The 24846-nt window shown below is 73.3% G+C and carries 18 protein-coding genes; 5 read left to right on the top strand and 13 right to left on the bottom strand.

Annotation, left to right across the window (positions count from 1 at the left end):
• Positions 1–107: 107 nt before the first annotated feature.
• Both ASG40_RS03065 and ASG40_RS03060 read right to left on the bottom strand, forming a co-directional pair.
• Positions 108–1031 (bottom strand): efflux RND transporter periplasmic adaptor subunit, encoded by a 924-nt coding sequence (locus tag ASG40_RS03065; protein WP_156387522.1) that lies wholly within the window; start codon positions 1029–1031, stop codon positions 108–110.
• A gap of 34 nt (positions 1032–1065) precedes the next feature.
• On the bottom strand, positions 1066–2832 hold the full coding sequence (locus tag ASG40_RS03060; protein WP_055880237.1) for an AsmA family protein: 1767 nt from the start codon (positions 2830–2832) through the stop codon (positions 1066–1068).
• Between the two features lie 282 nt (positions 2833–3114).
• Between ASG40_RS03060 and ASG40_RS21585 the strand changes: the two genes are divergently transcribed.
• Together ASG40_RS21585 and ASG40_RS22310 are read left to right on the top strand one after the other, a co-directional pair.
• Entirely contained in the window at positions 3115–6141 is a 3027-nt protein-coding gene (locus tag ASG40_RS21585; RefSeq protein ID WP_055880234.1) for a caspase family protein, read from the top strand.
• 571 nt (positions 6142–6712) lie between these two features.
• Entirely contained in the window at positions 6713–10036 is a 3324-nt protein-coding gene (locus ASG40_RS22310; RefSeq protein WP_055880232.1) for an autotransporter outer membrane beta-barrel domain-containing protein, read from the top strand.
• Positions 10037–10132: 96 nt separating this feature from the next.
• On the opposite strand, the gene ASG40_RS03045 is transcribed toward ASG40_RS22310, so the two are convergent.
• Entirely contained in the window at positions 10133–11242 is a 1110-nt protein-coding gene (locus ASG40_RS03045; RefSeq protein WP_055880228.1) for a DUF3616 domain-containing protein, read from the bottom strand.
• Between the two features lie 118 nt (positions 11243–11360).
• The gene (ribA, locus tag ASG40_RS03040) at positions 11361–12473 is read right to left on the bottom strand and encodes a GTP cyclohydrolase II RibA (RefSeq protein WP_055880227.1); all 1113 of its coding nucleotides are present in this window, start codon (positions 12471–12473) and stop codon (positions 11361–11363) included.
• Between the two features lie 142 nt (positions 12474–12615).
• Between ribA and ASG40_RS03035 the strand changes: the two genes are divergently transcribed.
• Together ASG40_RS03035 and ASG40_RS03030 are read left to right on the top strand one after the other, a co-directional pair.
• Complete coding sequence (locus tag ASG40_RS03035) at positions 12616–13317, top strand: RibD family protein (protein WP_055880225.1); 702 nt, start codon at positions 12616–12618, stop codon at positions 13315–13317.
• A complete protein-coding gene (locus ASG40_RS03030; RefSeq protein ID WP_055880223.1) occupies positions 13314–13877 on the top strand; it encodes a cytochrome b in 564 nt (187 codons plus the stop codon). Before ASG40_RS03035 ends, ASG40_RS03030 begins: the two co-directional genes overlap by 4 nt.
• A gap of 30 nt (positions 13878–13907) precedes the next feature.
• On the opposite strand, the gene ASG40_RS03025 is transcribed toward ASG40_RS03030, so the two are convergent.
• Genes ASG40_RS03025 through ASG40_RS03010 form a run of 4 tightly spaced genes read right to left on the bottom strand, consistent with a single transcriptional unit; the run spans position 13908 to position 17381 of the window.
• Positions 13908–14825, bottom strand: coding sequence for a hypothetical protein (locus ASG40_RS03025; RefSeq protein WP_055880220.1), 918 nt, complete (start codon positions 14823–14825; stop codon positions 13908–13910).
• Between the two features lie 58 nt (positions 14826–14883).
• Entirely contained in the window at positions 14884–15936 is a 1053-nt protein-coding gene (locus ASG40_RS03020) for a glycosyltransferase family 4 protein (RefSeq protein WP_055880217.1), read from the bottom strand.
• A complete protein-coding gene (locus ASG40_RS03015) occupies positions 15933–16337 on the bottom strand; it encodes a 6-pyruvoyl trahydropterin synthase family protein (protein WP_055880214.1) in 405 nt (134 codons plus the stop codon). The genes ASG40_RS03020 and ASG40_RS03015 overlap by 4 nt, the downstream gene beginning before the upstream one ends.
• Before the next feature lie 30 nt (positions 16338–16367).
• Positions 16368–17381: a zinc-dependent alcohol dehydrogenase gene (locus tag ASG40_RS03010; protein ID WP_443136573.1), complete on the bottom strand. Its 1014-nt coding sequence runs from the start codon at positions 17379–17381 to the stop codon at positions 16368–16370.
• Between ASG40_RS03010 and mdoH the strand changes: the two genes are divergently transcribed.
• Positions 17373–19163: a glucans biosynthesis glucosyltransferase MdoH gene (gene mdoH, locus ASG40_RS03005; protein ID WP_055880211.1), complete on the top strand. Its 1791-nt coding sequence runs from the start codon at positions 17373–17375 to the stop codon at positions 19161–19163. The two genes, ASG40_RS03010 and mdoH, sit on opposite strands and share 9 nt — an antisense overlap.
• Here the strand turns inward: mdoH and ASG40_RS03000 are convergent.
• The 5 genes from ASG40_RS03000 to ASG40_RS02980 form a co-directional block, all read right to left on the bottom strand.
• Positions 19142–19867: a Crp/Fnr family transcriptional regulator gene (locus tag ASG40_RS03000; RefSeq protein WP_055881213.1), complete on the bottom strand. Its 726-nt coding sequence runs from the start codon at positions 19865–19867 to the stop codon at positions 19142–19144. The two genes, mdoH and ASG40_RS03000, sit on opposite strands and share 22 nt — an antisense overlap.
• 285 nt (positions 19868–20152) lie before the next feature.
• Positions 20153–21331, bottom strand: coding sequence for an SMP-30/gluconolactonase/LRE family protein (locus tag ASG40_RS02995; RefSeq protein ID WP_055880207.1), 1179 nt, complete (start codon positions 21329–21331; stop codon positions 20153–20155).
• Between the two features lie 26 nt (positions 21332–21357).
• Entirely contained in the window at positions 21358–22326 is a 969-nt protein-coding gene (locus ASG40_RS02990) for an SMP-30/gluconolactonase/LRE family protein (RefSeq protein WP_244480504.1), read from the bottom strand.
• Between the two features lie 24 nt (positions 22327–22350).
• Positions 22351–23562, bottom strand: a complete 1212-nt coding sequence (locus tag ASG40_RS02985) for an SMP-30/gluconolactonase/LRE family protein (protein ID WP_244472274.1) — start codon at positions 23560–23562, stop codon at positions 22351–22353.
• 138 nt (positions 23563–23700) lie between these two features.
• Positions 23701–24795 carry a catalase family protein gene (locus ASG40_RS02980; protein ID WP_055880199.1) on the bottom strand — a complete coding sequence of 365 codons (1095 nt, stop codon included), beginning with the start codon at positions 24793–24795 and terminating at the stop codon, positions 23701–23703.
• Positions 24796–24846 lie beyond the last annotated feature (51 nt).

The following is a 24846-nucleotide window of genomic DNA, read 5'->3' as shown; positions in this document are numbered from 1 at the left end:
AGCCCGACCCAGCGAGGTCTGCCCGCGCGACTGCGCGGCGGCGGGCGTCCGCCGAACCGCGATGAGTTCGACCGATAGGTCGGTCTCATCGCGATTGGGTATGAGGCTCAGCGCGGCCCGGAACCGCCGGCCGCCTCGCGCCGCAGGATCGGGTTGACCCTGTCGCCGTCGCGCAGGAAGGCGCCGGCCCGCACCACCACCGTGTCCGATTCGGTGAGCCCCGTCAGGATCTCGACGTCGGTGCCCGACAGCAGGCCGGTGGTCACCTGGCGGGTCACCACCCGGTCGTCCTCGACGGTGTGGACGATGGTGCCGTCGGCTTCGTACTGGATCGCGGAATAGGGCACGCCGATGCCGCAGCGCTCGGCCAGCACGATCACCCCGCGGGCGAAGGTGCCGACCCGCAGGGCGGCGTCGGTGGCGGCCAGGGCGATGCGGGCCCGCCCGAGCTGGCTCGCCGGATCGATGCCGCGGTCGACCCGGCGGACCCGGCCGGCGACGTCGGCAAGGCCCAGGGGCGCGATCGTCACCGCCTGCCCGGCCGCGAGCTTGGGCAGGTCGGCCAGGGCCACGTCCGCCTGCAGGTCGACCTCGCCGCCGGCCATGATGCGGAACAGGGGCTCCTGGCGCGGCGACACCGGCGATCCGACGCGGGCCTCGCTGCGCAGGACGGTGCCGGCGACCCCCGAGCGCACCGTCGTCCCGGTGCCGGGCACCCCTTCCATCGGGCCGAGGTTGGCCAGGGACTGGCCGGCGGCGACCTTCTCGAGGGGCTCGACCAGCACCTGCGTCACCTTCAGGCCCTCGCGCTCGGGGCCGACGTCGACCTCCTGGCGCGCCACCAGCACGCCGGTGACCTCGACCCGGTCGGAAAAGCAGACGCCGCGGGCGGCGCGCACGCTCACCGACAGGCCCGAGGGCGCCTTGGTCTCTTGAGCGCCTGTCTCCTGCACAATGCCGGCGGGGAGGCCGAGCAGGAGGCCCGCGACGGCGGCGAGGCGGGTGCGACCCGGGGACCGGGGATGAGGCATCGTCATGATCCTGGAGATCTCGATCGTGAAGGTTTCAGCGTCGCCGCGGGACGGGGGCGTCCGGGCGCGACCTTGGGAGGATGGCGTCGAGGAAGCCGCCGAGTTCGCCGCCGGTGGCGCCTTGGCCGCCGCCGGTGGCACTTTTGCCTCCGGTGGCACTTGGGCCGCCCAACAGCCCGGTCCCGAGGTCCTGCAACGCCTCCATCGCGCCGGCCGGATCGTCGAGCAGCCCCGCCATGTCGGCGGAGACCGCGGGGTCCCGCCAGGGCCCCGTCACCCGCACCGGGACGGAGAGCCCGCGGCCGGGCCGGCGCCCGCGCTGGGGCGTGACCCTGGGCTGGAAGGTGAGGTCCAGGGTCTGGCCCACGAGATCGAGGCTGCCGCTGCCGCCGGCTTCGATCAGCGGCGAGCGCAGGGACAGCCCCTCGGTGACGCCGGTTCCCTGCGCGATGCGCAGGCGCCCGCCGAGATAGCTGAAGCGGGTGGCCGCGCTCCCCCGCTCCTGCCCGAGGGAGGCGAGGACGGCGAGGAGCTCCGAGCCCTCCAGGGTGCCGTCGGTGACGCTCATGTCCGCCGAGCCGGTGGCCGCGCGCAGGACGTCCTCGGGGCGGGCGGCCACGGCCTCGATGTCGAGGCTCGCGGTCAGGCGCCCGTCGATGGCGGCGATCCCGAGGAGGTCGCCGAGCAGGGGGCGGACCTGCCCCTGCGTCAGGGTGAGGCCGAGGCGGTGACGGCCCGCGGTTCCGGCCGGTGCCAGGGCGTAGCGGACCTTCAGCGTCCCCTCGTAGGCCCGGGCCGCCGCGAGCCCGGCCTCGAGGACGCCCGCGCCCACCTTGGCGGTGACGGCGACGCCCTCGATCCGGGCCGGCCCGAGGACGAGGCGCCCGAGCGCGATGCGGCCCTCCCCCTCCACGGCCGCGAACCAGCGCGGATCGGGCAGGATGCCGACCGGGACGGGCACGGTGAGGCCGGCGGGCACCCGGGTGGAGGATCCTTCCGGCGCCAGGGCGAGGGCGTCGAGGCGCAGGTCCGCCGCGATCCGCGGTTTGGCGGAGGCGCCCGCCGGCAGGTCGCAGAGCAGGTCGCCCGAGAGAGCCGCACCGTCGAGGGTGCCCGTGAGGCGGTCGAGGGCGACCCGGCGGCCCTCGAGGCGCAGGCTGCCCGCGATCGTGCCACGGCGGCCGGAGGGGCCGCCCGGTTCGAGGGTGAGGCGCAGCGGCCGGCCCGATCCGGCGGGGGGATCGAGGGCCAGTGCCAGGCGATGGCCGCCGGCGTCGAGATCGAGCCGGTAGGTCGCCCCCGCCGGCACCGGGCCTGAATCGAGATCGAGGGTGAGGTCGGCGGCCGGTACCGTCACCGACAGGCTGCGCCCGTCCGCGGACAGGTCGAAGGCCTCGATCCTGGCGCCGCCGGCGAGGGCCGAGAGCCCCGGCTGCCCCTCGCCGCCCGCCCTGGGCGTGGCCGGCTCCCCGTCGAGGGGCAGCCGCAGGCGGGCTTCCTCGACGCGCACCCGCAGCGCCCCGGCCCCGCCCATGACGAGGGCGAACGGCCCGGAGAGATGCACCTTGCGGACGTCGAGCCCGAGGCCGGCGCCCGCCCGCCCGGCGCCGACGTCGGACAGCACGAGGCTCGGGCCCGCTCCGAGCGCGACGGACCCGATCCGCCAGTCCAGCCCCGTCTCACGGGCCAGCCGGTCCCGGACATGCCCCGCCAGGACGCCCGTCAGGAGCGGCCACGCCGCGGCCGCGGCTACGGCCCCGGCGAGGCCGGAGGCGGCGATCCAGGCGGGGCGGATCGTCATCGGACTACGACCACGGGTCTTCGACCATGCGTCTTCCCCAACCTCGTCGATGCGGAGCGCATGCGAATCACGCAACAGATTCCACCACCGCCGCGCTTTCGCCAAGCCGATCTTATGATGTGTTGGGCGGCGCCGTTGCAACGATCACCCCGGTTTGGCGGCCGATCCTCCGCGGCAATTCAATGTTCGGGTGACTCGGCGCCGGCGCGGGCCGCGGAAATCTCTTGGCGGTGCGCCCGGTCACTTGATCGGCGTGCGACCCGGCGTGTACTGATGAGGCCCATGAAGAAGGTGCTGCCAGCGCTGTTCGTCCTCCTGCTCACGATGTGGGCATCGGCGGCGGTTGCGCAGACCCAGACCGGCAAGCGCGTCGCCCTGATCATCGGCAATGCCGCCTACGCCAGCTTCGGCAAGCTCGACAACCCGAGTAACGACGCCGAAGACATCGCCGCCGTCCTCCGGCAGATCGGCTTCACGGTCATCGAGGGCCGCGACCTCAGCAAGCGCGACATGGACCGGCGGCTGGCGCAGTTCTCCCGCGCGGCCAGCGACGCCGAGACGGCGGTGGTCTACTACGCCGGCCACGGCCTGCAGTACCAGAACCAGAACTTCCTGGTGCCGACGGACGCGCAGCTGAAGGACGGTTTCGACATCCCGTTCGAGACGATCTCCGTCGACAGCGTCATCGGCGCCCTCGACAACTCCCGCGGCGCGCGGATCATGATCCTCGACGCCTGCCGCAACCTGCCGCTCACCGAGGGCGTCAAGCGCGGCAGCGGCACCGGGCTCGCCCGGGTGGTGGGCCGCGACGGCCTGATCATCGCCTACGCCACGCAGTCCAACCAGGTCGCCTTCGACGGCCAGGGCCGCAACAGCCCCTATGCCGAGGCGCTGGCCAAGTCCCTGGCCGAATCCGGCCTCGAGGTCGGGCAGGTGTTCCAGCGGGTGGCGGTGGCGGTGAAGAAGGCGACGCAGGGCAAGCAGCTGCCCGAGTTCTCGCGCTCCTACGCCGACGAGGTGTTCCTCAACCGGGCCGAGACCGACTCCCAGGCCTGGAGCCGCCTGCGCAACAGCAACGTGGTGGCCGACCTCTCCGCCTTCATCGAGAAGTTCCCGGCGAGCTTCCTCGCCGATGCGGCGCGCATCCGCATCCAGCTCCTGGAGAACCAGGCCCGCTACGCCGAGCAGGAGGCCGAGAACCGCCGCCAGGAGGAGCGCCGCGCCCATGAGCGGCAGCTCTGGGCCCGCCGCGAGGAGGAGCAGAACCACCGCGAGCAGGCCCGCCTCAGCATGGAGAAGTCGCGCCGCGAGGAGGAGCAGAATCAGGCCGAGCTCGCCCGCCTGATGGCCCAGCGGCAGGACGAGGAGGCCCGCCGCGAGGCGATCCGGCGCGAGGAGCGCGCCCGGCAGGAGCAGGCCCGCCTGGACGCCGAGAAGGCCGCCCGCCTCGCCGCCGCCGAGATCCTGCGCCGGGAAGAGGCCGCGCGCCTCGCCCGCCAGGAACAGGCCAAAGCGGAGGCGGAGAAAGCGGCGCGTCTGGCCGCCGCCGAGCAGAAGCGCCGGGACGAAGCCGCCCGCGTCGAACAGGCCAGGATCGAGGCCGAGAAGGCCGCCCAATTCGCCGCCGCCGAGCAGGCGCGCCGCGACGAGGCTGCCCGCGTGGAGCTGGCGCGGCAGGAACAGGCCCGGATCGACCAGGCCCGCGCGGATGCCGAGAAGGCCGCCCGCCTGGCTGCCCTGGAGCAGAAGCGCCGCGACGAGGCCGCGCGCATCGAACAGGTCAAGATCGAACAGGCCCGTGTCGAGGCCGAGAAGGCCGCCCGCCTCGCCGCCCTCGAGCAGGCGCGTCGCGACGAGATCGCCCGGCAGGAGCAGGCCAAGGCCGAGAAGGCCGCACAGGTCGCCGCCGCACAGGTCGCCGCCGCCGAGCGCCAGCGCCGCGAGGACGCGGCCCGCCTGGATCAGGTGAAGGCCGAAGCCGCGCGCGTGGCCGCCGCCGAACAGCAGCGCCGCGACGAGGCCGCCCGGCAGGAACAGGCGAGAGCCGAGCAGGCCAGAATCGAGCAATCCAAGGCCGAACAGGCCAGAATCGAACAGGCCAGGGCGGACGCCGAGAGGGCCGCCCGGCTGGCGGCGATCGAACAGACGCGCCGCGAGGAGGCCGCACGGGTCGCCGCCGCCGAGCAGTCGCGCCGGGAAGAGACCGCCCGCGCCGATCAACTGCGCATCGCCTCCGAGGCGGCGGCTCAGGTCGCCGCGGTTCGGCAAGAACAGGTCCGGCAAGAGCAGGCTCGTCTGGCGGCGGACGCCGAGGTGGTCCGCATGGCGGCCGTGGTGGATTCCAGGATCGCGGCGGTCGAGCCGGTCGCCGCCGCCGGGGGCTTTGCCCTGTCCATGGACGCGGCCAAGGCCGTGGTCGCCCCCTCCGACCGGGCGCCCGCCGACCGGGCGCCCGCCTCCCAGGCCGACACCGCCAAGTTGCCCCACACCGCCTATGCCAGCCTCGACCTCAAGGAGATCGGCGACGTCAAGGCGACGGTTCCGGGCAACCCGGGCGAGGTCCAGCGCGCGGTCCAGCGCCGCCTGACCGAACTCGGCTGCTACACCGAGCCGCCGGAGGCCTCGTGGGGCCGGCACTCGATGGCGGCCCTCGACCGGTTCTACGCCGCCGCCAAGCGCGCCGATCGGGCCAAGACGGATCAGGCCAAGACGGATCAGGCCAAGACGGACCAAGCCAAGACGGATCAGGCCAAGGCCGAGCTGACCGGCAACGGCCCCAACCGCTCCATCCGCATCGCCTCGACCCTGCCCGACCAGCTCACCCTGGACGATCTCAACGGCTACAGCGGCCGGATCTGCCCGATGATCTGCCCCACCGGCAGCGAGCAGCAGGGCGAGGTCTGCGTGAAGGTGACCTGCCCGAACGGTACCGTGCTCAGCGACAGCGTCTGCCTGCCGCGCAAGGCGGCCCCGGTGGCGGTCGACCCGGCCCCGCGCATCCGCAAGGCGGCGCGCCCGGCGGAGATCGAAGAGGATGTCCGGCCGGCTCGCAAGGTCGTCGCGCCGCCGGTGGAGCGGGAGGTCCGCCGCCCCGCTCCGCGCGAGGTCGTGCGCCCGGCTCCGCGCGAGGCCGCCCGTCCGGCTCCCAGGCCCACCTACAAGATCGTGGCGCCGGTGCGCGCCGCCCCGAAGGTGCCGGCCCTGTCCACCTACACCCGCTCGGCCCCGGTGCGCGCCACCGCCTCCTCGGCCCCGAGCGTCACGCCCGCCGAGATCGGCGCGGTCCGCGCCATGAGCCGGATGCCCTGATACGGCCAGCGCTCGATGACCGCGGTGGCCGGACCGGCCCGCCCGCGCGGCGCCCGGACGAAGCCCATTTCCGTATCACCGAGCCCGCGCAGCGCCTGAGCGAAGCCCATTTCCGCATCACGAAGTGATCACCCGGAAATGGTACGAGTGATCCATCGGAAATGGCACGACGCACCGGAGACGGTCGGTCGGCGTTCGCGCCGGAATTGCCCGCGTCCCCGAATCGCCGATTGCGAATCATCCCGCGGCCCTCAGGGTCTCGGCACCGCACGGCTGGCGTCGGCGTGGTGTTCGCCGGTCTTCGCGCGCAACCCTCCGCCGGAACGACTGCGTTGGAATTTCCGGGGCCGGCTCAAGTTCTGTCTTCGCCCGGCGAGACAGCGTTTGTGGCGCCATGGCAACATGTCTTGGAAATTCAAGGTGGTTTAGAATCGTTAAGGCGTTTCGTCACCAAAATCCGGATACCTGGCTGTACAGTCTTGGCGAGGTCAAAGGGCACCAGACGATGCATTCTCACGCCATTACCGCACCGGGCGGACGCGCCGACCGATCGGCCTCGCGTCGGAGCGCCTTGCGGGCCAGCCTTCTCGCAGGCGTATCCCTGGCGGTCCTGCCCTTGGCGATGGCGCTGGTGACGGCATCCGAGGCCACCGCGCAGGGCATCGCGCCGGGCTTCGACCAGACCCAGGTCCCGCGCGGGGACGACAATTCCAGCGGTCCGGTGACGCTGCCCTTCACGGCCAACTTCTTCGGCGGCAACTACACGCAGATCTACGTCAACAACAACGGCAACGTGACCTTCGGCCGGCCGCTCAGCGATTACACGCCCACCGGACTCGACGCCGATTATCGCGGCGCCCCCATCATCGCGCCGTTCTTCGCCGACATCGACACCACCAATGCCGCCAGCGGCGTCACCGCCTACGGCACCGGCACCTATGCCGGCCGCACCGCCTTCGGCGCGACCTGGCCGGCCGTGGGCTATTTCGCGTCGAAGGCCGACAAGCTCAACACCTTCCAGGTGGTGCTGACGGAGCGCTCCGACACGGGCGCCGGCAATTTCGACATCACTTACAACTACCGCAGCATCCAGTTCGAGACCGGCGACGCCTCGGGCGGCACCAACGGCCTGGGCGGCACCTCCGCGGCCGTGGGCTATTCGGCCGGCACCGGCGTCGACGGCACCTACTACCAGCTGCCGGGCGCGCTGGTGCCGGGCTACTACCTCGACGGCAGCCCCTTCGCCCTCGCCACCGCGTCGAACGGCGGCGCCCCGGGCCAGTTCCTGTTCCCCGTCCGCAACGGCGGCGTCCTGTTCGCCCGGCTCTGCTCGGCCGGCGACAACGCCTCGACCACGACGCTGGCCAACTGCGGTCCGCGCGGGGTCTACGGCGGCGGCATCTTCTATACGCCGACCGGGGCGCTCACCCTCAACGTCCTGCAGAACACCACCATCACCGCCGCGGCCGGGCAGGACGCGCTGCTGGTGATGGCGGCGACGGCCGGCGGTTCGCAGGGCGGCAACGTCGCCGTCACCGTCGATTCGAGCGCCCGCATCGTATCGGCGGCGGGCGCCGGTATCCGGGTCGAGACCCAGGGCGGCGCCGGCTCGGCCACCGTCGCCAACGCGGGCACCATCGAGGCCGGCACCGCCGCCATCGTGGCGCGGGCCGGGACCGGCTCGGTCGAGGTCGCCAACGCCGGCACCCTCACGGCGCCCATCGGCATCGCCGCCGGCTCCACCCGCGGCAACGCGGTGGCGACGAACGACGGGGTGATCCAGGGTGCGACGGTGGGCATCGCCGCCGGTTCCCGCGCGGGCGTCGGGGTGGCCAACTCCGGGCAGGTGACCTTCGGCAAGCTCGGTCTCGCCGCCGGCGGGCTGTTCGGCCCCGTCACGATCACGAACCGCGGCACCCTCACCCAGGACGCGACCCTGCCGACGCAGGTCAACACGGCGCAGTTGGCGACGCTGCCGAGCGACTTCGCGCGCTTCGTGCCCGCAGGCACGGCCGGCATCTACGCCCGCACCGTCGGCGGTGCCGTCACGGTCGTGAACGCGGGCACCGTCACCGCGTCGGTCGGCATCGACGCGGCCGTCCTCGACGCCACCGCCCAGGGGCTGGTCCCCCCGGCGGTCGGTGCCCTGACCGTCTACAACTCCGGCCTCGTCGACGCCGCCCTGGCGATCGACACCACGGCCAGCCGCGGCGCGACGCAGGTCGTCAACGCCGGCACGATCGCCGGCCGCGTCGCCCTCTCGGCCGGGTCGAGCTTCGGCAACGACACCTCGGGGATCTTCAACCCGCTCGGCACCAGCACCTTCGGCGGCGGCAGCCTCACCAACGCCGGCATCGTCAACCTCGGTCCGGACGTGACCCTGGCCGGCCTGTCGAGCTTCACCAACGCCTCGGGCGTGGTACGGGCGAGCGGCGCCTCCGCCGTTTCGGCGGCGACCTTCACCAACGCGGGCACGATCGACCTGCAGAACGGCCGGGCCGGCGACAGCCTCACCATCAACGGCAACTACGTCGGCCAGAACGGCCGGGTGAACCTCGACGTCTCGACCCAGACCAGTTCCTCGGACCGCCTGGTGATCACCGGAAGCGCCGGCGGCACCACCGGCCTCAACCTCCTCAACCTCACGCCGGGGCAGGCCTTCACCACCTCGCCGGTGCTCGTGCAGGTCAACGGGGCGGTGAGCCCCGGCGCCTTCGGCATCGCCAACGTCCAGAGCTTCGGCGCCCTCGACGTGGCGCTGCTCACCGGCGCCCTCGGCACGGAAGGCGGCAGCACCGTCTCCCTCGTCACGGTGCCCAGCGCGGTGGGCCAATCCGGCACCACGGCGGTCCTGGCCGCCCAGAGCATCGCCTTCCAGGGCGGCACCGCCATCCTCGACCGCGTCACCCAGATCCGCGGCGACGCGCAGCGCGCCGCCGCCGGCTCGGCCCCGGCCCTGCCGCAGATGACGCAATACGCGCCGCTCGGCCAATACGCGGCCCTGGTGAGCAAGGACCCGATCGCCCCCAGGATCGTGGCGCCGGCCCCGCCCAGCAACGTGAAGCCCGCCGTCTGGGCGCGCGCCTTCGGCGACATGGAGCGCCGCACCGGCTTCAGCACCCTCACCTTCGGGGGCGCCAACTTCGGGCGCGACCTCGGCTACAGCCAGGCCACCGGCGGCCTGCTGGCGGGCGCCGACGTGGTCATCAGCGGCGTCACCGCGCCGGACGACGGCCTGATCCTCGGCGTCATGGGCGGCTACACCACCGCCAACGTCCGCCTCAACCAGCAGGCGGGCCGCCAGGATTACGACGGCGGCACGGTGGGCGCCTACGCCACCTACCTGAAGGGCGGCTTCTTCGCCGACACGCTGTTCAAGACCGACCTGCTCGGCCTCGACATCACCGCGCCGGGCGTGCGCCAGTCGACCGGCCTGCAGAACTACAACGTGCTGGGCAACATCGGCTACCGGTTCGACCTGCCCAACGCCCTCTACATCGAGCCGACGGCGGGCCTCGAATACGTGTCGACGGTGTTCGACCGCACGCCGGTGCTCGCCGCCAACGCGGTGCCGCTGCAGGACGGCGACGCCTTCCGCGGCCGCATCGGCGCCCGGCTCGGAACCGAGTTCGTGCAGGACAACATCCGGGTCGAGCCGAGCATCACCGGCCTCGTCTACAACGTCTTCACCGAGTCCGGCACCACCGCCACCTTCGGCGGCGGCACCCGCCTCACGGGCCTCACCAACGTCAACAAGGCGCGGGGCGAGATCCAGGCCTCGATCAATTTCCTCAACCTCACCACCGGCCTGTCCGGCTTCCTGAGGGCCGACTACCGCATCGGCGAGGACCTGCTCGGCGGCGGCGGCCGGGCCGGCATCCGCTACCAGTGGTAGGCCATGGCTGATCCCTCCCGGGGGATCGCGCGACCGGGGCGGCCGGATCGGTATCGGTCCTGCCGCCCTTCGTCCTCTCCCCGCCGGGCAGGATCGTCAGGGGGCGTCGACCTCGACGACGCGCGGGCCCCCCTCGTCGGGGCCGTCGAACAGGACCAGGAGCCGCAGCCGGCCGTCGGCCTCGCCGAGGGGCAGGAGCGCCTCCGGCTTCACCTTGGGGCCAAGGGAGGGAACGGCGCCGAGGCTCTTGGTACGTCCCGCCCCGTCCCACCACGTGACCGCGTAATCCCCGTCGGCGACGCTGCCGTCGGCCGGGTCCTGCACCGGGCCGGCGAGGACGAGGAAGCCGTCGCCGAAGGTGACGAGGTCACGCACCCCGCGTGCGCCACCGAGGTCGACGGTCGTCACCTCGGCCTTGCCGATTTCGCCCTCGAACAGGACGCCGAGGGGCACGGACAGGATCGCCGCCCTGCCGCCGACGAGGGGGCCACGGAACCCGGCATAGAGCCGGCCGCCCTTCACCGCCGCGCCTTCGATGTTGAGGCCGTCCTTCTTGAGGGGCTGGTCGAACAGGAGCGCCCGCTCCGCGGCCAGGAGGCCGGGCAGGGCGGTGGAGGCCGTGACCGCCACCGGTCCCGTCAACCGTCCCCTGGCGTCGACCGCGGCCGGGTCGATCCGCAGGCGGAACAGCTTTCGCGATGCCGCCGCCCTGGCGTTGCTGCTCGGGTCGTCGGGGCCGCCGTCGGTGTGCCGCGGCCGGCCGTGCGAGCCGACGACGTAGAACAGGCCGTCGGCGTAGGCGACGGCCTCCGCATCGAGGTCGAGGGCCCTGTCGCCATGGGTCTCGTCGGTCAGGCGGATGAAGTCGCCGGCCAGGAGCCGGCCGTCCTCGAGGATGACGATCTGCACGCCCTGGGCCTGATCGTCGGCGATCAGGCAGGTGCGCGGAAAGCCGACCGTGGTGGCGCAGGCGAGGCCGCTCACGTCGGTGGACTTCTTGACGTCGTCCTTGTCGACCCGGCCCGGCTTGGCCCTGTCCTTCTTCGGCTCCCCGAACAGCTTGCCCTCGACCGCCCAGGTCGCGCTGCCGGCCGCGGCCGGCAGCACCCAGGTCTCGCCGCCGGCCGCGGCCGGCAGCACCCGGGAGGGGATGGCGATGCAGGCGATCGCCGCCAGGGCGAGGGTCGCATCACGTCGCAGGATCATCGCCGGTCTCCGTCGTCGCCGCTCGCGAAGGCCCGGGCCGGGCCTCGACGCGCGCGGCGGGCCCCGCCCTATGGCCGCCTGCGCGAGGGCTGGAAAGCGGCACCGGCGGGCCAGGCCCTCACGTCACCGTGGCCTCCAGGCGCTCGGCGATGTCGCGGCCGAGCGCGTGGCCGGTGCGGTCGCGCTTGACCGTGAGGTAGGTGAGGTTCTGCGCGGTGACGCGGCCGAGGCTGCGCTGCGAGCCGACCACGTCGAGCCCGGCCGCGGCCAGGGCCGCGATCTTGGCGGGGTTGTTGCTCACCACCTGCACCCGGTTCACCCCGAGGCCGCGCAGCATCGCGGCGGCGAAATCGTAGCGGCGCTGGTCGACCCCGTAGCCGAGCGCCTCGTCGGCCTCGTAGGTGTCGAAGCCGCAGGCCTGGAGGTCGTAGGCGCGGATCTTGTTGGCGAGTCCGTTCCCGCGGCCCTCCTGGTCGAGATAGAGGAGGATGCCGCCGCCGGTCTCGGACATGCGGTGGATGGTGCCGCGCAGCTGGTCGCCGCAATCGCACTTGAGCGAGCCGAACAGGTCTCCGGTGAGGCAGGCCGAATGCAGCCGCACCGCCACCGGCGCGGACAGGTCGGGCCGCCCGACCACGATCGCCACCTGGTCGCGCAGGCCGTCGCCGCCGCGAAACACCACGAACTCGCTGTCGAGGGCGCCCTCCAGGGGCACCGGGGCGCGGCTGACGATGCGCACGCCGACACCGCGGTAGGCGGCGATCGCCGCCTCGTCGAGGGTGAGGAGATGGGCCGGCACGGCCGCCGCATCCGCGAGCGGCACCACCACCACGGCGGGCAGCATCAGGGCGGCGCGGGCGAGGTCGAGGGCGCTCTCGTCGAAGGGGGTGGCCGGGGCCACGGGGGCGTCGATGCGGGCATCCACCCGCAACGCCAGCCGGGCGATCCGCTCGGGCTCGACGGCGGTGAGGTGGACGATGCCGGCGCCGGCACGCTCGGGCAGCCCGAGCCGGCGCAGGCGCGGGGCCGGCAGCACCAGGTGCACCGGCGCATCCAGCCCGGAGAGGAAGGCGGCCAGGGCCGCGTCCACCGTTTCGGCGCAGGCGACGAGGGCGGGCCTCGCCCCGAGGACGGCGACCGGACGGCCGGCGCGCAATTCCGCGATCGCGCGCTCGACGGCCACCTGTTCGGAAGCGTCCCTGCGATCTACATCCTGGCACGTCGTGGGCATCGATGACCTCTGGTTCCACGGCCCGACGACGAACGACGACGGGACACGAGTGATGGCGAGTGTGACGAGTCCGGACGGTGTTTGCGATCCGTCCCGTCCGCCCTCGGCTGCGCCTGATGTATTGCGCGCCGACGCCGATGACATGGGTGCGGCGTCATGGACCCTCTTCGCGCCGTTCGCGGCGGGAACATCGCAGCGTCCTTTCGTCTTGGCGCAACTCGGCCAATCGCTGGACGGGCGCATCGCGACGCCCTCGGGCGATTCGAAGTACATCAACCTGTGCCCGGCCCTCGACCATCTCCACCGGGTCCGCGCCCGGGTCGATGCGGTGGTGGTGGGCATCGGCACCGTGCTGGCCGACGATCCGCTCCTCACCGTGCGCCGCGTCGCGGGGGCGAGCCCGGCCCGGGTGGTGATCGACCCCTCCGGCCGGATGCCGTCCACGGCCCGCTGCCTGGCGGAGGACGGCGCGCGCCGGGTCGTCGTCTGCCGGCCGGGTGCGGCGGTTCCTCCGGGGGTCGAGGCCGTGCGGATGGAAGACGAAGCGGCGTTCTGTCCACTGGCCATCGTCGCCCGCCTCGGGAGACTCGGGTTCGCGCGAATCCTCGTCGAGGGCGGTGCGCGCACCGTCTCGGCCTTCATCGACGCGGGCGCGATCGACCGGCTCCACCTGATGGTGGCGCCGATGCTGATGGGGTCGGGCCGCAACGGCCTCGACCTTCGGCCCATCGTCGCCCTGAACGAGGCGATGCGGCCGGCGACCACGAGCTATCGCCTGGGCGGGGGCGAGGTTCTGTTCGACTGCGACCTGCGCCGCCGCGCCGAAGGAGAACCCGCCCCATGACGGCATCCACGACCCGACCCGAGACGACCCGACCCGCGACCTATTCCACGAGCCAGAAGGCGCTGCACTGGGGCATCGCGCTGCTCATCCTCGTCCAGGTGCCGCTCGCGCTGGCGATGACCAACGTCGGCGAGGGGGCGCTGCAGAACCAGCTCTACGAGTGGCACAAGTCCTTCGGCCTCGTGGCCCTGGCCCTGGTGGCGGCCCGCGTCCTGGTTCGCCTGTCGCGGGGCGCACCCGGCGCCGAGGCGGGGCTGCCGACCTGGCAGAGGCGGGCGGCCGGCGTGTCGCACGCCGCCCTCTACGGGCTGATCGTGCTGGTGCCGCTGCTCGGCTGGGCCGGCACCTCGGCCTGCTGCGCCCCCGTGAACCTGTTCTGGTCGGTGCCGCTGACCCTGCCGATCTCAGGGGGCATGCCGGTGGGCGAGCGCATCCTCGGCGTCCACACCGTGGCGGCCTTCGCCCTCGTGGCCCTGGTCGCCCTCCACACGGCGGCCGCCCTGCACCACCACCTCGTGCGCCGCGACGGCACCCTGCGGCGTATGCTGGCGAGCCGGTAGGGACCGGCGCGGCGGCCCGACACCGCCGCCCTACCGGGGCGGGATCGCCAACAGATCGGCGTGGCCGATGCGCGCCGTGGTCTCCGGGCGGCCGCGGGCGGCGGTCCAGTCGGCGAGGGCGTCCGCACCGACACGGCCGGTCTGGGCCACCGCCGCGGCCTTGCCGTCCTTGAGCATGCGGACCAGGGCGCCCTGGCCGGGGCCGAGGTCCCAGGGGCTCGACGCGGTGGCGACGCCGTAGCCGTGGCGGCCGAACTCCTGCGCCAGCGCCGCCGTGGCGCCCGGCCCCAGGGCCGCCCCGAAACCCTTGTCGATCCCCTGGTGTGCCAGGAAGGCGGCATGGACGGCGGCGTCGGCCGCGTGCGGCGGCGCCCAGGTCTCGGTGCCGTCGTAGCTGAGGGCGGTGTAGAAGACCGCCCCGGTCTGCGCGACGGCCTCGACGAACCCGGCGACCCACACCGCCGAGACGAGGTCGAACAGGGCCGCGGCCGTGACGAGATCCGGGGCGGGATCGAGGGCTGCGCCAAGACCGGATCCAAGACCTGATCCGAGACCTGCTCCGAGACCTGCTCCGAGACCTGCTCCGAGATTTGACCCGAGCCCGGCGGCGAGGTCGAGGGCCGCGAAGGTCACCCGCAGGCGGGCGGCGCCCTTCTCCAGGACGAGGGTCTCGCCGTCGGTCGCGGCCCGGTCGGCCCAGGCGAGGAGGGCGGTGCGGGCGGCCGCCAGCAGCGCCGGGTCGTGGTCGACGAGCCGCCACGACTGGCGCGGTCCCAGGTGAGGACTGAGCCCGCGCAGGTTCGAGCCGGTGCCGCAGCCCAGATCGACGATTCCGATCTCCCGGTCGGCTGGCAGCGCCCGCCCCAGGTCGGCCACGAGGCCGGCGTCGCGGGCGGCGTGGTCGGCGGGCTCGCGCAGGGCGAGCCATTCGCTGCTGAAGCCGGTCATGCGGGATCTCCCGGGGGTCGCACGATGGGTCCGGAAAACCGGATGTCGGTGTTGCGCATCAGGCTCGGGCCTCCCTCAGGGTCGCGGCGACGATGGCCGCCGTGTCGGGCCAGCGGGTCAGGTCCTCGCCGGCGGCCCAGGCGGCCTCCGCCGCCGCCCGGCGCCGGGCGGGATCGGCGATCATCGCCCGGAGGGCGTCGGCGAGGGCGGCGACGTCGCCCGGCGCCACCTTCAGCCCGGCGGCATCCGGCACTGTCTCGGCGGCGGCCCCGCCGGTGGACGCCACCACCGGCAGGCCGCGGGCGAGGGCCTCGGCCAGCGCCATGCCGAAGCCCTCGAACAGGGAGGGCGAGACCACGAGGTCGGCCTGCGCGTAGAGCGCGTCGAGGCGGGCCGCCGAGACCGTGCCGGCCAGCGTGATCCGCGCCTCCAGCCCGGCGGCGGCGATGGCCCGGCGAACGTCGGCGACATGCCCGGGCGCCCGGTCGCAGGCCCCGGCGATGGTGAGGTGCCAGTCGAGGCCGGCCAGGCCCGCCAGGGCGGCGACCAGATGCTCGAAGCCCTTGCGCGGGGTCACCGCGCCGATGGCGAGGAGCTGCACGGTTCGCGTCCCGCCGCCGGGCGCGCGGGGCGCCGGGTCGGTGCCGGGCTCGGCCACCGCGATGCGCGCGGCCGGCACCCCGAAATCGGAGACCAGCAGGGCGCGGGTGAAGCGGCTCGTCACCACCACGCCGGCGGCCAGCGCCAGGGCGGCGCGCTCGACCGCGACGAGGCGGGCGGCCGCCTCGGCGCTCAGCCCCGCCTCGAGGCCGAGGGGATGGTGGACGAGGGCCACGACCGGGCGCGTCCCCGCCAGGGCGAGGACGGCCGGCGGCAGGGCGCCGTAGGCGAGACCGTCGACGAGCAGCACGCTGCCGCGCGGCGTCGCCGCCAGGACCTGGGCGGTGAGGGCGAGGTCGGCCTCGCTCGGGTGCGGGAACGACCCCGGCAGCGAGACGGCCATGACCTCCACCCCCTGCGCCGGCAGATGGGCGAGGAGCCGCCGGGCATAGGCGTAGCCGCCGGTGGGGGTGGCCAGATCCCCGGGGACGAGGAAGGAGACCGCGGTCACGGCGCCACCGGGCCCTCGAACCAGGCCCGGGCGATGTGGGATTCGTGCAGGGTCACGCGCAGGCGCTCGACGCCCTCGCCGCCGGGGCCGAGGTCGCCGGCCCGCGCCGCCGCCGCCATCGCCCCGTGGATGTGCCCGCACAGGAACTCGGTGGTGGTGTTGATGCCGGCGAACTGCGGCAGCGTATCGAGGTTCGTGTAGTTGATCGGCGCCAGGATGCGCTTGAGCGCCTCGCCGGCCCGGCCGATGTCCACCACCACCCCGTCCTCGGTGAGGCTGGTGCGGTAGAAGGCGACGTCCACGACGAAGGTGGCGCCGTGGAGCGCCTGGGCCGGCCCGAACAGGTCGCCGCAAAAGCTGTGGGCGATCATGACGTGCTCGCGGACTTCGATGGCGTACATGCAGGGTGTCCTCGGGGTTGGTGACGGTGCTCAGAGGGCGTAGCGCACCACGGTGCAGAGGCCCGGCGCGCCGGCGGCCAGCAGGCGCGGCAGGGATTCGGGCAGGTCGGCGAAGGCGACTTCGCCGGTGATGAGCGCGTCGAGGCGCGGATCGGCCAGGAGGCCCATGGCCTTGTGCATCCGGCGGGCGTAGCTCCAGCGCGGCCGGCGCGAGGCCGAGACCCGGCCGACCTGGCTCGAGACCAGGCTGAGGCGCCGCACGTGGAAATCGAGGCCCAGCGGTGCGGCGACGCTGCGCGCGCCGTACCAGCTCAGCTCCACCACCCGGGCCTCGTCGCCGGCGAGCGTCAGGGCCAGGGCGAGCCCGTCCTGGCTGGCGCTGGCGTGGAACACCACGTCGGCCTCGCCGGGCCGGGCGTCGGCGGGACGCGCGAAGGCGGCGCCGAGCCGTTCGGCGACGGCGGCCCGTTCGGGCAGCACGTCGATCACCGTGACCTCGCAGCCGACGATGCCGGCCGCGAGATAGGCCACGAGCAGGCCGACCACGCCGGCGCCGACGACGGCGATGCGGTCGCCGGGGCCGGCGCCCGAATCCCAGACCGCGTTGAGGGCGGTCTCCATGTTGGCGCCCAGCACCGCCCGGCGCGGCGGCACCCCGGCGGGGATCGGGCACAGGTCGGCGGCCTGCGCGAAGAACCGGTCCTGGTGCGGCTGCAGCGCGAAGACGAGGCCGGTGCCGGCCGCGTCAGGGGCCGCGATCCGCCCGACGGCGCAGTAGCCGTACTTGACGGGGAAGGGGAACTGCCCCTCCTGGGCCGGGGCACGCATGCGGTCGTACAGGGTCTCGGGCACGAGTCCCTCGAAGACGAGGCGTTCCGTACCGCGGCTGATGCCGCTCCACAGGGTCTCGACGGGAACCGCGCCGGGCTCAGGCGCAGCCGGAACCTCGTGTCGCAGCTCGGCTTGTCCGACGGCGGTATACCAGAGCGCCGTCAGCCCTTCCGCTTCCCGAACCGCTGCGCCGGATGTCTCCCGATGATTCACGTCGACTCCTTGCAGCCCCGGTGCACGGAGGCGGACGGTGGCGCTCCTCTCACGACGCCCGCGGGCCTACAACCCCGCAAAACCCTGCGCTGGCGCCGCATGCTGGTGCTCGCCCTCAACCTCGCGAGCAGCCTCGTCCTCCTCGGGCTGACGGCGGTCGTGCTCGGGGCGGGCGGCTGGAGCCTCGTCGATCTGGCGCTGCTGGCCTGCTGCGCCCTCTCCCTGCCCTGGACGGTGCTGGGGTTCTGGAACGCGGCGATCGGCCTCTGGCTGATGCGCCGGGGTGCGGAGGGCCTCGCGGCGGCCGCCCCCTTCGCGATCACCGGCCAGGAGCCGATCCGCATCGCCACCGCCGTGGTGATGACCCTGCGCAATGAGGACCCGGCCCGGGCGCTGGCGCGGTTCGAGCGGGTCAAGGCCAGCCTCGACGCCACCGGCTGGGGCCGGGCCTTCGCCTATCACGTGCTCAGCGACAGCGACGACCCTTCGGTGGCGGCGGCCGAGGAGCGGGCGGTGGCCGACTGGCGCGCCCGCAGCCCGCTCGCGGAGCGTCACCGCATCGCCTACCGGCGCCGGGCGCACAACACCGGCTTCAAGGCCGGCAACCTCCAGGATTTCTGCCGCGCCCACGGCGGGACCTGCGACCTGATGCTGCCGCTGGACGCCGACAGCCTGATGGACGGGGCCTGCATCCTGCGCCTCGTGCGGATCATGCAGGCGTACCCCGGCATCGGCATCCTGCAGAGCCTCGTGGTCGGGGCGCCCTCGGCCAGCCCCTTCGCCCGCATCTTCCAGTTCGGGATGCGCCAGGGCATGCGCCCCTACACGATGGGGTCGGCGTGGTGGACGGGCGATTGCGGCCCGTTCTGGGGGCACAACGCCCTGGTGCGCATCCGCCCGTTCGCCAGCCACTGCCGCATGCCGGTGCTGCCCGATGGGATCTTCGGCGGCCCGATCCTGTCCCACGACCAGATCGAAGCGGTGCTGATGCGCCGGGCCGGCTACGAGGTGCGGGTGCTGCCGGTGGAGGGCGGCAGCTTCGAGGACAACCCGCCGACGCTGTTCGACCACGTCGACCGCGAGGTTCGCTGGTGCTTCGGCAACCTGCAGTACCTGCGCCTGATGCGGATGCCGGGCCTGCACCCGGTCAGCCGGTTCCAGCTCGCCGCGGCGGTGATGATGTTCCTGACCGCGCCCGCACTGACCCTGGCCCTCGTCCTGGTGCCCTTCAAGCTGATGCAGGTGGAGGAGGGCTTTCCCGTGGCCCTGGCCGCGGGGCTCTACCTGGCGTGGCTGGCCGCCTCGATGGCGCCCAAGCTCGCCGGCTACCTCGACGTGCTCACGTCCCGCCGCGCGACCCGCGCCCACGGCGGGCTGGCGCGGGTGACGGCCGGTGCCCTCCTGGAACTGGCGTTCTCCTTCGTGCTCCTGGCCGTGAGCAGCTTCCGGCTCACGCTGTTCATGGGCCAGCGCCTCGTCAGTCCCCGGCACGCCTGGGGCCGGCAGAACCGCGACGCGCAAGGGGTGCGGTGGACGACGGCCCTGCGCCGCCTGTGGCCCTGCCTCGCCTTCGGGCTCGGCCTCGGCCTCGCGCTCCTCGCGCTCGGCCCCGCCGCCTTCGTCTGGAGCCTGCCGCTGACGCTGGGCTACCTCCTCGGCATTCCCTTCGCGGTGGCCACCGCCTCGCCCGGCGTCGGCCGGGCGATGGTCCGCCTCGGCCTCTGCGCCACCCCGGAAGAGATCGCGCGGGAGACCGATCTTCAGTCGTCGAAGTGGAGATAGAGCGGGTCGAATTCCGCCGCCTCGGTCAGGCCGTGCCAATCCTCGATCACCAGGGTGCGTCCGCCCAGCGCGATCAGCTTCTGGCTGCGAAGGTCCTGCAGCACGCGGTTGACGTGGACGTTGGAGAGGCCCAGCGCATCGGCGATGTCGACCTGGGTGATCGGCCATTCGCAGCGATAGCCCTCCGCCAGCCCGAGGGCGTTCAGCTTGACGTACATCTCGCAGAACAGGTGGGCGATGCGCCCGCTGGCCGAGCGGCGCCCGAGGCCGGTCATCCACTCGCGGAAGATCGAGGCGTCGACGAGGGTGTCGCGCCACAGGGCGCCCGTGATGCCCGGGAAGCGGCGGGTGATGTCGAGGACCGCCTCGTGCGGGATGAAGGCCACCGTGCAGGGCGTCACCGTTGCGAGGTTGTGGTCCATCACCCGCAGGTGCAGGCTCTGCAGGTCGGGGATGTCGCCGGGGATGTGGAACGACATGATCTGCCGCTTGCCCTCGGTGAGGATCTTGTAGCGGCAGGCCCACCCGTCGAGGATCAGGCAGCATTGGGTCGGCCGGTCCTTCTCGCGGACGATGTCGTGGCCGCTGTCGAGGCGCCGCTTGGTGAAGGGCAGGGTTTCGACGGCCCGCTTCTCCTCATCGGAGATGTGTTCGATGCTCGAGAGCTTGCGGACCAGGAGCTTGAGGTCTTCGGGCGATATCATGGTCACCGGCGGCGGTCCTGTCTCGGCCAGGCTACCCTGGGTAGAGACGATCGACAGAGGAAAGGGTACGGGACGACGTGGCGTGCGCGACGGATTGTCGGTCGAGCGCGAAGACGACAGATGTTCGCGGGTCCGCATTAGCATATGTTGCCCGGAGGGCGCGCGATAGCGGGTCGCGTGACCTGTCGGCCGGGGCCTGCACCTGCGGCGGATCGGCTCGCGGCGCGGCGCTGCTCCGGGAAGGGGCCGTGTCCCGTGACGGGGTGAGCCGCACCCCGCCCGATGTCAGGCCGGGTCGGCGTCGATTCGCATCCGCAGGATCGCGTAGGGCGTCACCCGCCGGTCCTGGCCGCGGTTGTACTCGGGGCGGCGGTTGACCTGGGCCGCGGTGATGTAGAGCCAGCGGTCGGCGGTGATCGCGAAGGTGTCGGCCCAGATCAGGCGCGGGTCGGTGGCCAGGATCGAGACCGTGCCGTCGGGGTCGCGCCGCCCCACGGCGTTGTGCTCCTGCAGGGCGAGGTAGACCCGGTCCCGCGCGTCGGTGGCGAGGCCGCCGGTCATGCCCTTCTCGCCGAGGTCCTCGACGCCGGCCGCCACCGCGGCGTCGGAGGCTTGGCGGTCGAGGAGGGAGGCGGTGTCCACCGCATACAGCCGCCGGCCCATCAGGGGCGCGTAGTACAGGCGCTTGCGGTCGGCGCTCAGCGCGATGCCGTTGGCGCCGCCCTGGACGGGGCGGGGCGGGCCCTCGCCCTTGCGCTGCATCACCGCCTCGCCCTCCACGAGCTTGAGGAGACCCTTCTGCGACCGGGTGCTGGCGTGGCCCGCCAGGCGCCGCACCACCCGGCCGTCGGTGAGGTCCACGGCGAGGATCGCCCCCTCGCCGTCCTGGCCCTGGTCGGTGACGTAGGCGCGTGCCCGGCCGGGTCCGATGTCGAGGCGCAGGTCGTTGAGGGAGGAGGTCGGCACGACGCCCGCCTCGAGGGGGACCACCCGGCGGATCGAGGCCGCCGCGATGTCGATCCGCACGAGCTTGGGCCCCCCCGGCACCGGCGGCCCCGCGCCGTCCGGCAGGCCGGCATCGAGCACCCAGAGGTGGTCCTCGTCGTCGAACACGCCGTTGGGCACGTGGAACAGCCGGGCCTGCGGCTGTGCCGGGTCGATGGCGTTGGTGGCGAGGTCCGGGAACGGCCGGACCTGCCCGTCGGGCATCACCTCGCCCAGGGTGAAGGGGACCGCGGCCTCGAAGCGGGGCATCATGACGAAGAACCGGCCGCCCCGCGAGATGGCGAGCCCGGTGGGGTTCGACGGGGCATGGGCGACCCGGGCGAGCTCCATCGGTCCGTTCGTGCGATCACGCGCCACGCCGTCCTCGGGAGCGGCCCCGTCCCGGCTCGCCGCCGGCGTGGTCAGGGCCAGTGCGGCGGCTCCGGTCGCGGTCATCAGGTGGCGGCGGTCGAGGGTCATGCGGGCTCCGGTCGAGAGGGCGAAAATCAGGCGAAGCGGGCGCCGCGGACCTCGAGGTCGATCGCGTGGACGGCTGGGCCGGCGCAGACGAACAGGCGGCGTCCGTCCGGCCCGCCGAAGGCGAGGTTGGCCGCCGCCGTCGCGGTGGCGATGCGCCCGAGCGGGGCGCCGCTGGACCCGAACACCCGCACGCCGTCGACGCAGGCGGCATAGACCCGGCCCGCCTCGTCGACGGCGAGCCCGTCGGCCACGCCCGCCTCCAGGGTGGCGAATACCCGTGGCGCCGGCAAAGGACCGGCCGTCACGGCGAAGGCGTAGATCGCCCGGGCACCCTCGGGGTTCTTGAGGGCGGCGCCGGTGTCGCTCACGTAGAGGGTGCGGCCGTCGGGCGAGAAGGCGATGCCGTTGGGCTGGTCGAGCGCCTCGGTCATCGCCGCGATCCCGCCCGAGGGCGCGATCCGGTAGACCCGCCGCGCGGACTGGGCCGGCTCGGCCATGATGCCCTCGTCCGGCACCGTGATGCCGTAGATCGGGTCGGTGAACCAGATCGCCCCGTCCGGGCCGAGGGCCGCGTCGTTGGGCGAGTTCAGCGGTTTGCCGGCGTAGGAATCGGCCAGCACCGTCAGGCCGCCGTCCGCCTCGCGCCGCACCACCCGGCGCCCGCGGTGCTCGCAGGTGACGAGGCGCCCCTGCGCGTCGAGGGTGTTGCCGTTGGCGTTGTTCGACGGATCACGGAACGTTCGCGCCTCGCCGTCCTCGCCCAGCACGAGCATCCGGTTGGAGCGTACGTCGCTGAACACGAGGCCGCCCAACGCCGGGGCGAAGCACGGCCCCTCGCACCAGCGCCCACCGGAATAGAGTGTCCGCAGCTGCGCGCCGGGATCGACCACCGCCGAGAAGCCGGCGTCGTCGGCGCGCAGGATCGGGCCGGCGGCGACCGGAGCGGTCGTCAGCCCCGCGGCGGCGGCCGCCAGGACGTCGCGTCGTGACATCATCGTTCCGTCTCGCGTCCGGGCGGTTCAGCGGGCGGGCGGCACGGCCGACCCGGTGGCCTCGGCCGCGTTCGGCTTGAAGCTCCACAGGTCGGTGGGGAGGGCGGCCGGAGCGTCGGGCTTGTAGAAAGCCGAATCCTGGATGCGCGAGGTGGTGACGTAGAGCGTCCCGTCCGGACCCTCGCCGAAGGTGTCGGGCCAGCGCAGGCGTTTGTCCTGGATCAGGGTCGCGAGGGGCGAATCCTTGGCCGACAGGTCGCGGACCTTGATGGCGTCGTCCTGCGGCGAGGTCACGTAGAGGCGTCCGTCGCGCCGCGAGACGATGAGCCCGTCGGCCGGCCCGTTGTCGCCGACCCGCTCGATCTTGGAGGCCGGATCGCCGGCGAGCGCCGTCGGCAGCAGCGCCGTGGCGAGGCCGCCGGCCAGGGCCTCGGTGGGAATGGAATACAGCGTCCGGCCCTTGATCGCCTGCCAGTACAGCGTCTTGCCGTCGGCCGACAGTGCGATCCCGTCGGCGGCGAATTCGACCCCGCGGCCGTCGGGGCGGCGCAGGGGCCTACCGTCGTAGGTCACCGTCACGGCCGGATCGGCCTGCGTGCTCGGATGGCCGTCGAGCACGCGTCGGGCCTTGCCGCTCTCGACGTCGAGGACGATCAGGGCGCCCCTGGCCCCGGAATCGGTCAGATAGGCGGTCCTGCCGTCGGGCGAGAAGCGGACGTCGTTGAGGTAGGACCCCTGCGGTGCCACGGTCTCGTCGAAGGCGATGGTGCGGGTGGGCGTGTTGGTCTTCAGGTCGATCGCCACGAGCTTAGGGCCGCCCTTGACGATGGCGCCCATGGCGGGGGCGGCCGGATCGAGCACCCAGAGGTTGCCCTGGCGGTCGGCGACGACGCTCTGGACGCAGACCCAGTGGTCGCCGGCCGAGACCTCGTCCCTGCGCGCGTTGCGCCAGCCGTTCCAGCCCTCGTCGGGGAAGGGGACGAGCCTGCCGTCCTTCACCTCCGCGACCGAGACCGCGCTGTCCTCGGTCCAGCGCGGGAAATTCACGAAGATGCGCCCCTCCGGCGAGACGGTGACGCCGGTGACCTGATGTTCGAAGCTCGCGACCTTGGTCAGCACCGGCCCGGTTCCGGACGGCGCCTGGGCCATGGCGGGAAGGGCGGCCAGCATCGTCGTGGCGACGAGAAGTGCGAGAGGGCGCACGCGGCGGATCGGGTTCATCATAAGCGCTTGTTCCATCGGGTCTCGTCTCATGGCGACGTGGTCCGTCGGTGTCGGGAATGGCCCACCGGCGACCGACGCGGGTCTCGGGCGACCGCGGCAGATCGACGAGGGGTCAGGGGGGTCGAGGAGGTCCATCCGGCCACGATCGCCCCGCTAGCCCCTTATCCCCGACAGGTCGCGCGGGTCGTGGATGGGGCAGCCGTTGCGGGTCGCGCGGAAGTCGGCCGAGCGCGGATAGGCGGCGCGGCGCGCCCGCATGATCGAGCCGAGCGGCCGGTGTGCAGCGAGCCCGTTCCAGGGACTGAAGGCGAAGCCGTCGTCGATCGCCTTGATCCGCCCCTCGTCCCAGGAGGATTGGCGCGGCACCGTGATCGTGGCCACCGCGACATAGGGGCTCTCGTGCTCAGGCCACGGCACCGAGGCGTCCTCGATCGGCATGGTCCGCGCGTTCGTGCGCAGCTGCACCCGTAGCTCCCACACCGCCTCGTGAGCCGAGAAGTAGGCGAGGACCGCCTCGCGCAGGCCGTTGGGCTTGCCGTTGACGTTGAGGGCCGCGCCGGTGAGCGCGGTCAGCTCCGGCGACACCGGCGCCACCGCCACCTTGGCGACGTAGTCGCCCCATCGCAGCGGCACCTGGCTGTAGAAGGTCTCGCCGAGGAGATGGGTCTCGGGGTGGCCGCCCAGGGCGATCAGGGTCGGACTCTTGCCCCCGAGGCTCTCGATCACGCCCTCGATCCCGCGCAGCGTCGCGGAGAACACCTTCTTGAAGATCTGCGGCGTGTCCGTGGTGGCGGCCAGGAGCTTGAGGCTCCCGAGGAAGGCCTTGGCGTCCGGCGCCACGAACGCGGGGGCGTTCGCCAGCACGAAATCCTGGCTCGTGCCGGGAGAGTCGGGCAGCCGTGCGCCCTCCACGCCTACGACCTTGACGGCGAGGCCGCGCGGCGTCGAGACGCTGTCGTCGAGGATGTCGCCTGGGTTGGTGGAGAGCCGCAGCGCCACCTCGTAGGAGCCGGGGGTCGCGACCAGCCCCTGCGCCAGGGCCGGGGCCAGCCCGTCGCGGACCTCGAGGCGGCCCTTCAGGAGCCCATGGCTCTTGGCATGGACCCCGCGCACCGCGTGGCCGTAGTGGCCGGACGTCGTCTCCTGGATCGTCGCGAAGGTGGCGATCATCTCCTCATGGACTGCCGCCTCGCCCGGATCGGGGCTCTCGGCATCGTCGTCGTAGGGGATGGGATCGTGCAGCGGCATCGGCCTCTCCGGTGCGACGGCCGCCCGCGCGGCAGCGACCTTATCGAGGGG

It is taken from the genome of Methylobacterium sp. Leaf399 (genome assembly GCF_001424525.1).
Taxonomy (GTDB): domain Bacteria; phylum Pseudomonadota; class Alphaproteobacteria; order Rhizobiales; family Beijerinckiaceae; genus Methylobacterium.
The sequence above is the reverse complement of the archived record's forward strand: the minus strand, read 5'-3'. Positions and strand labels throughout refer to the sequence as shown.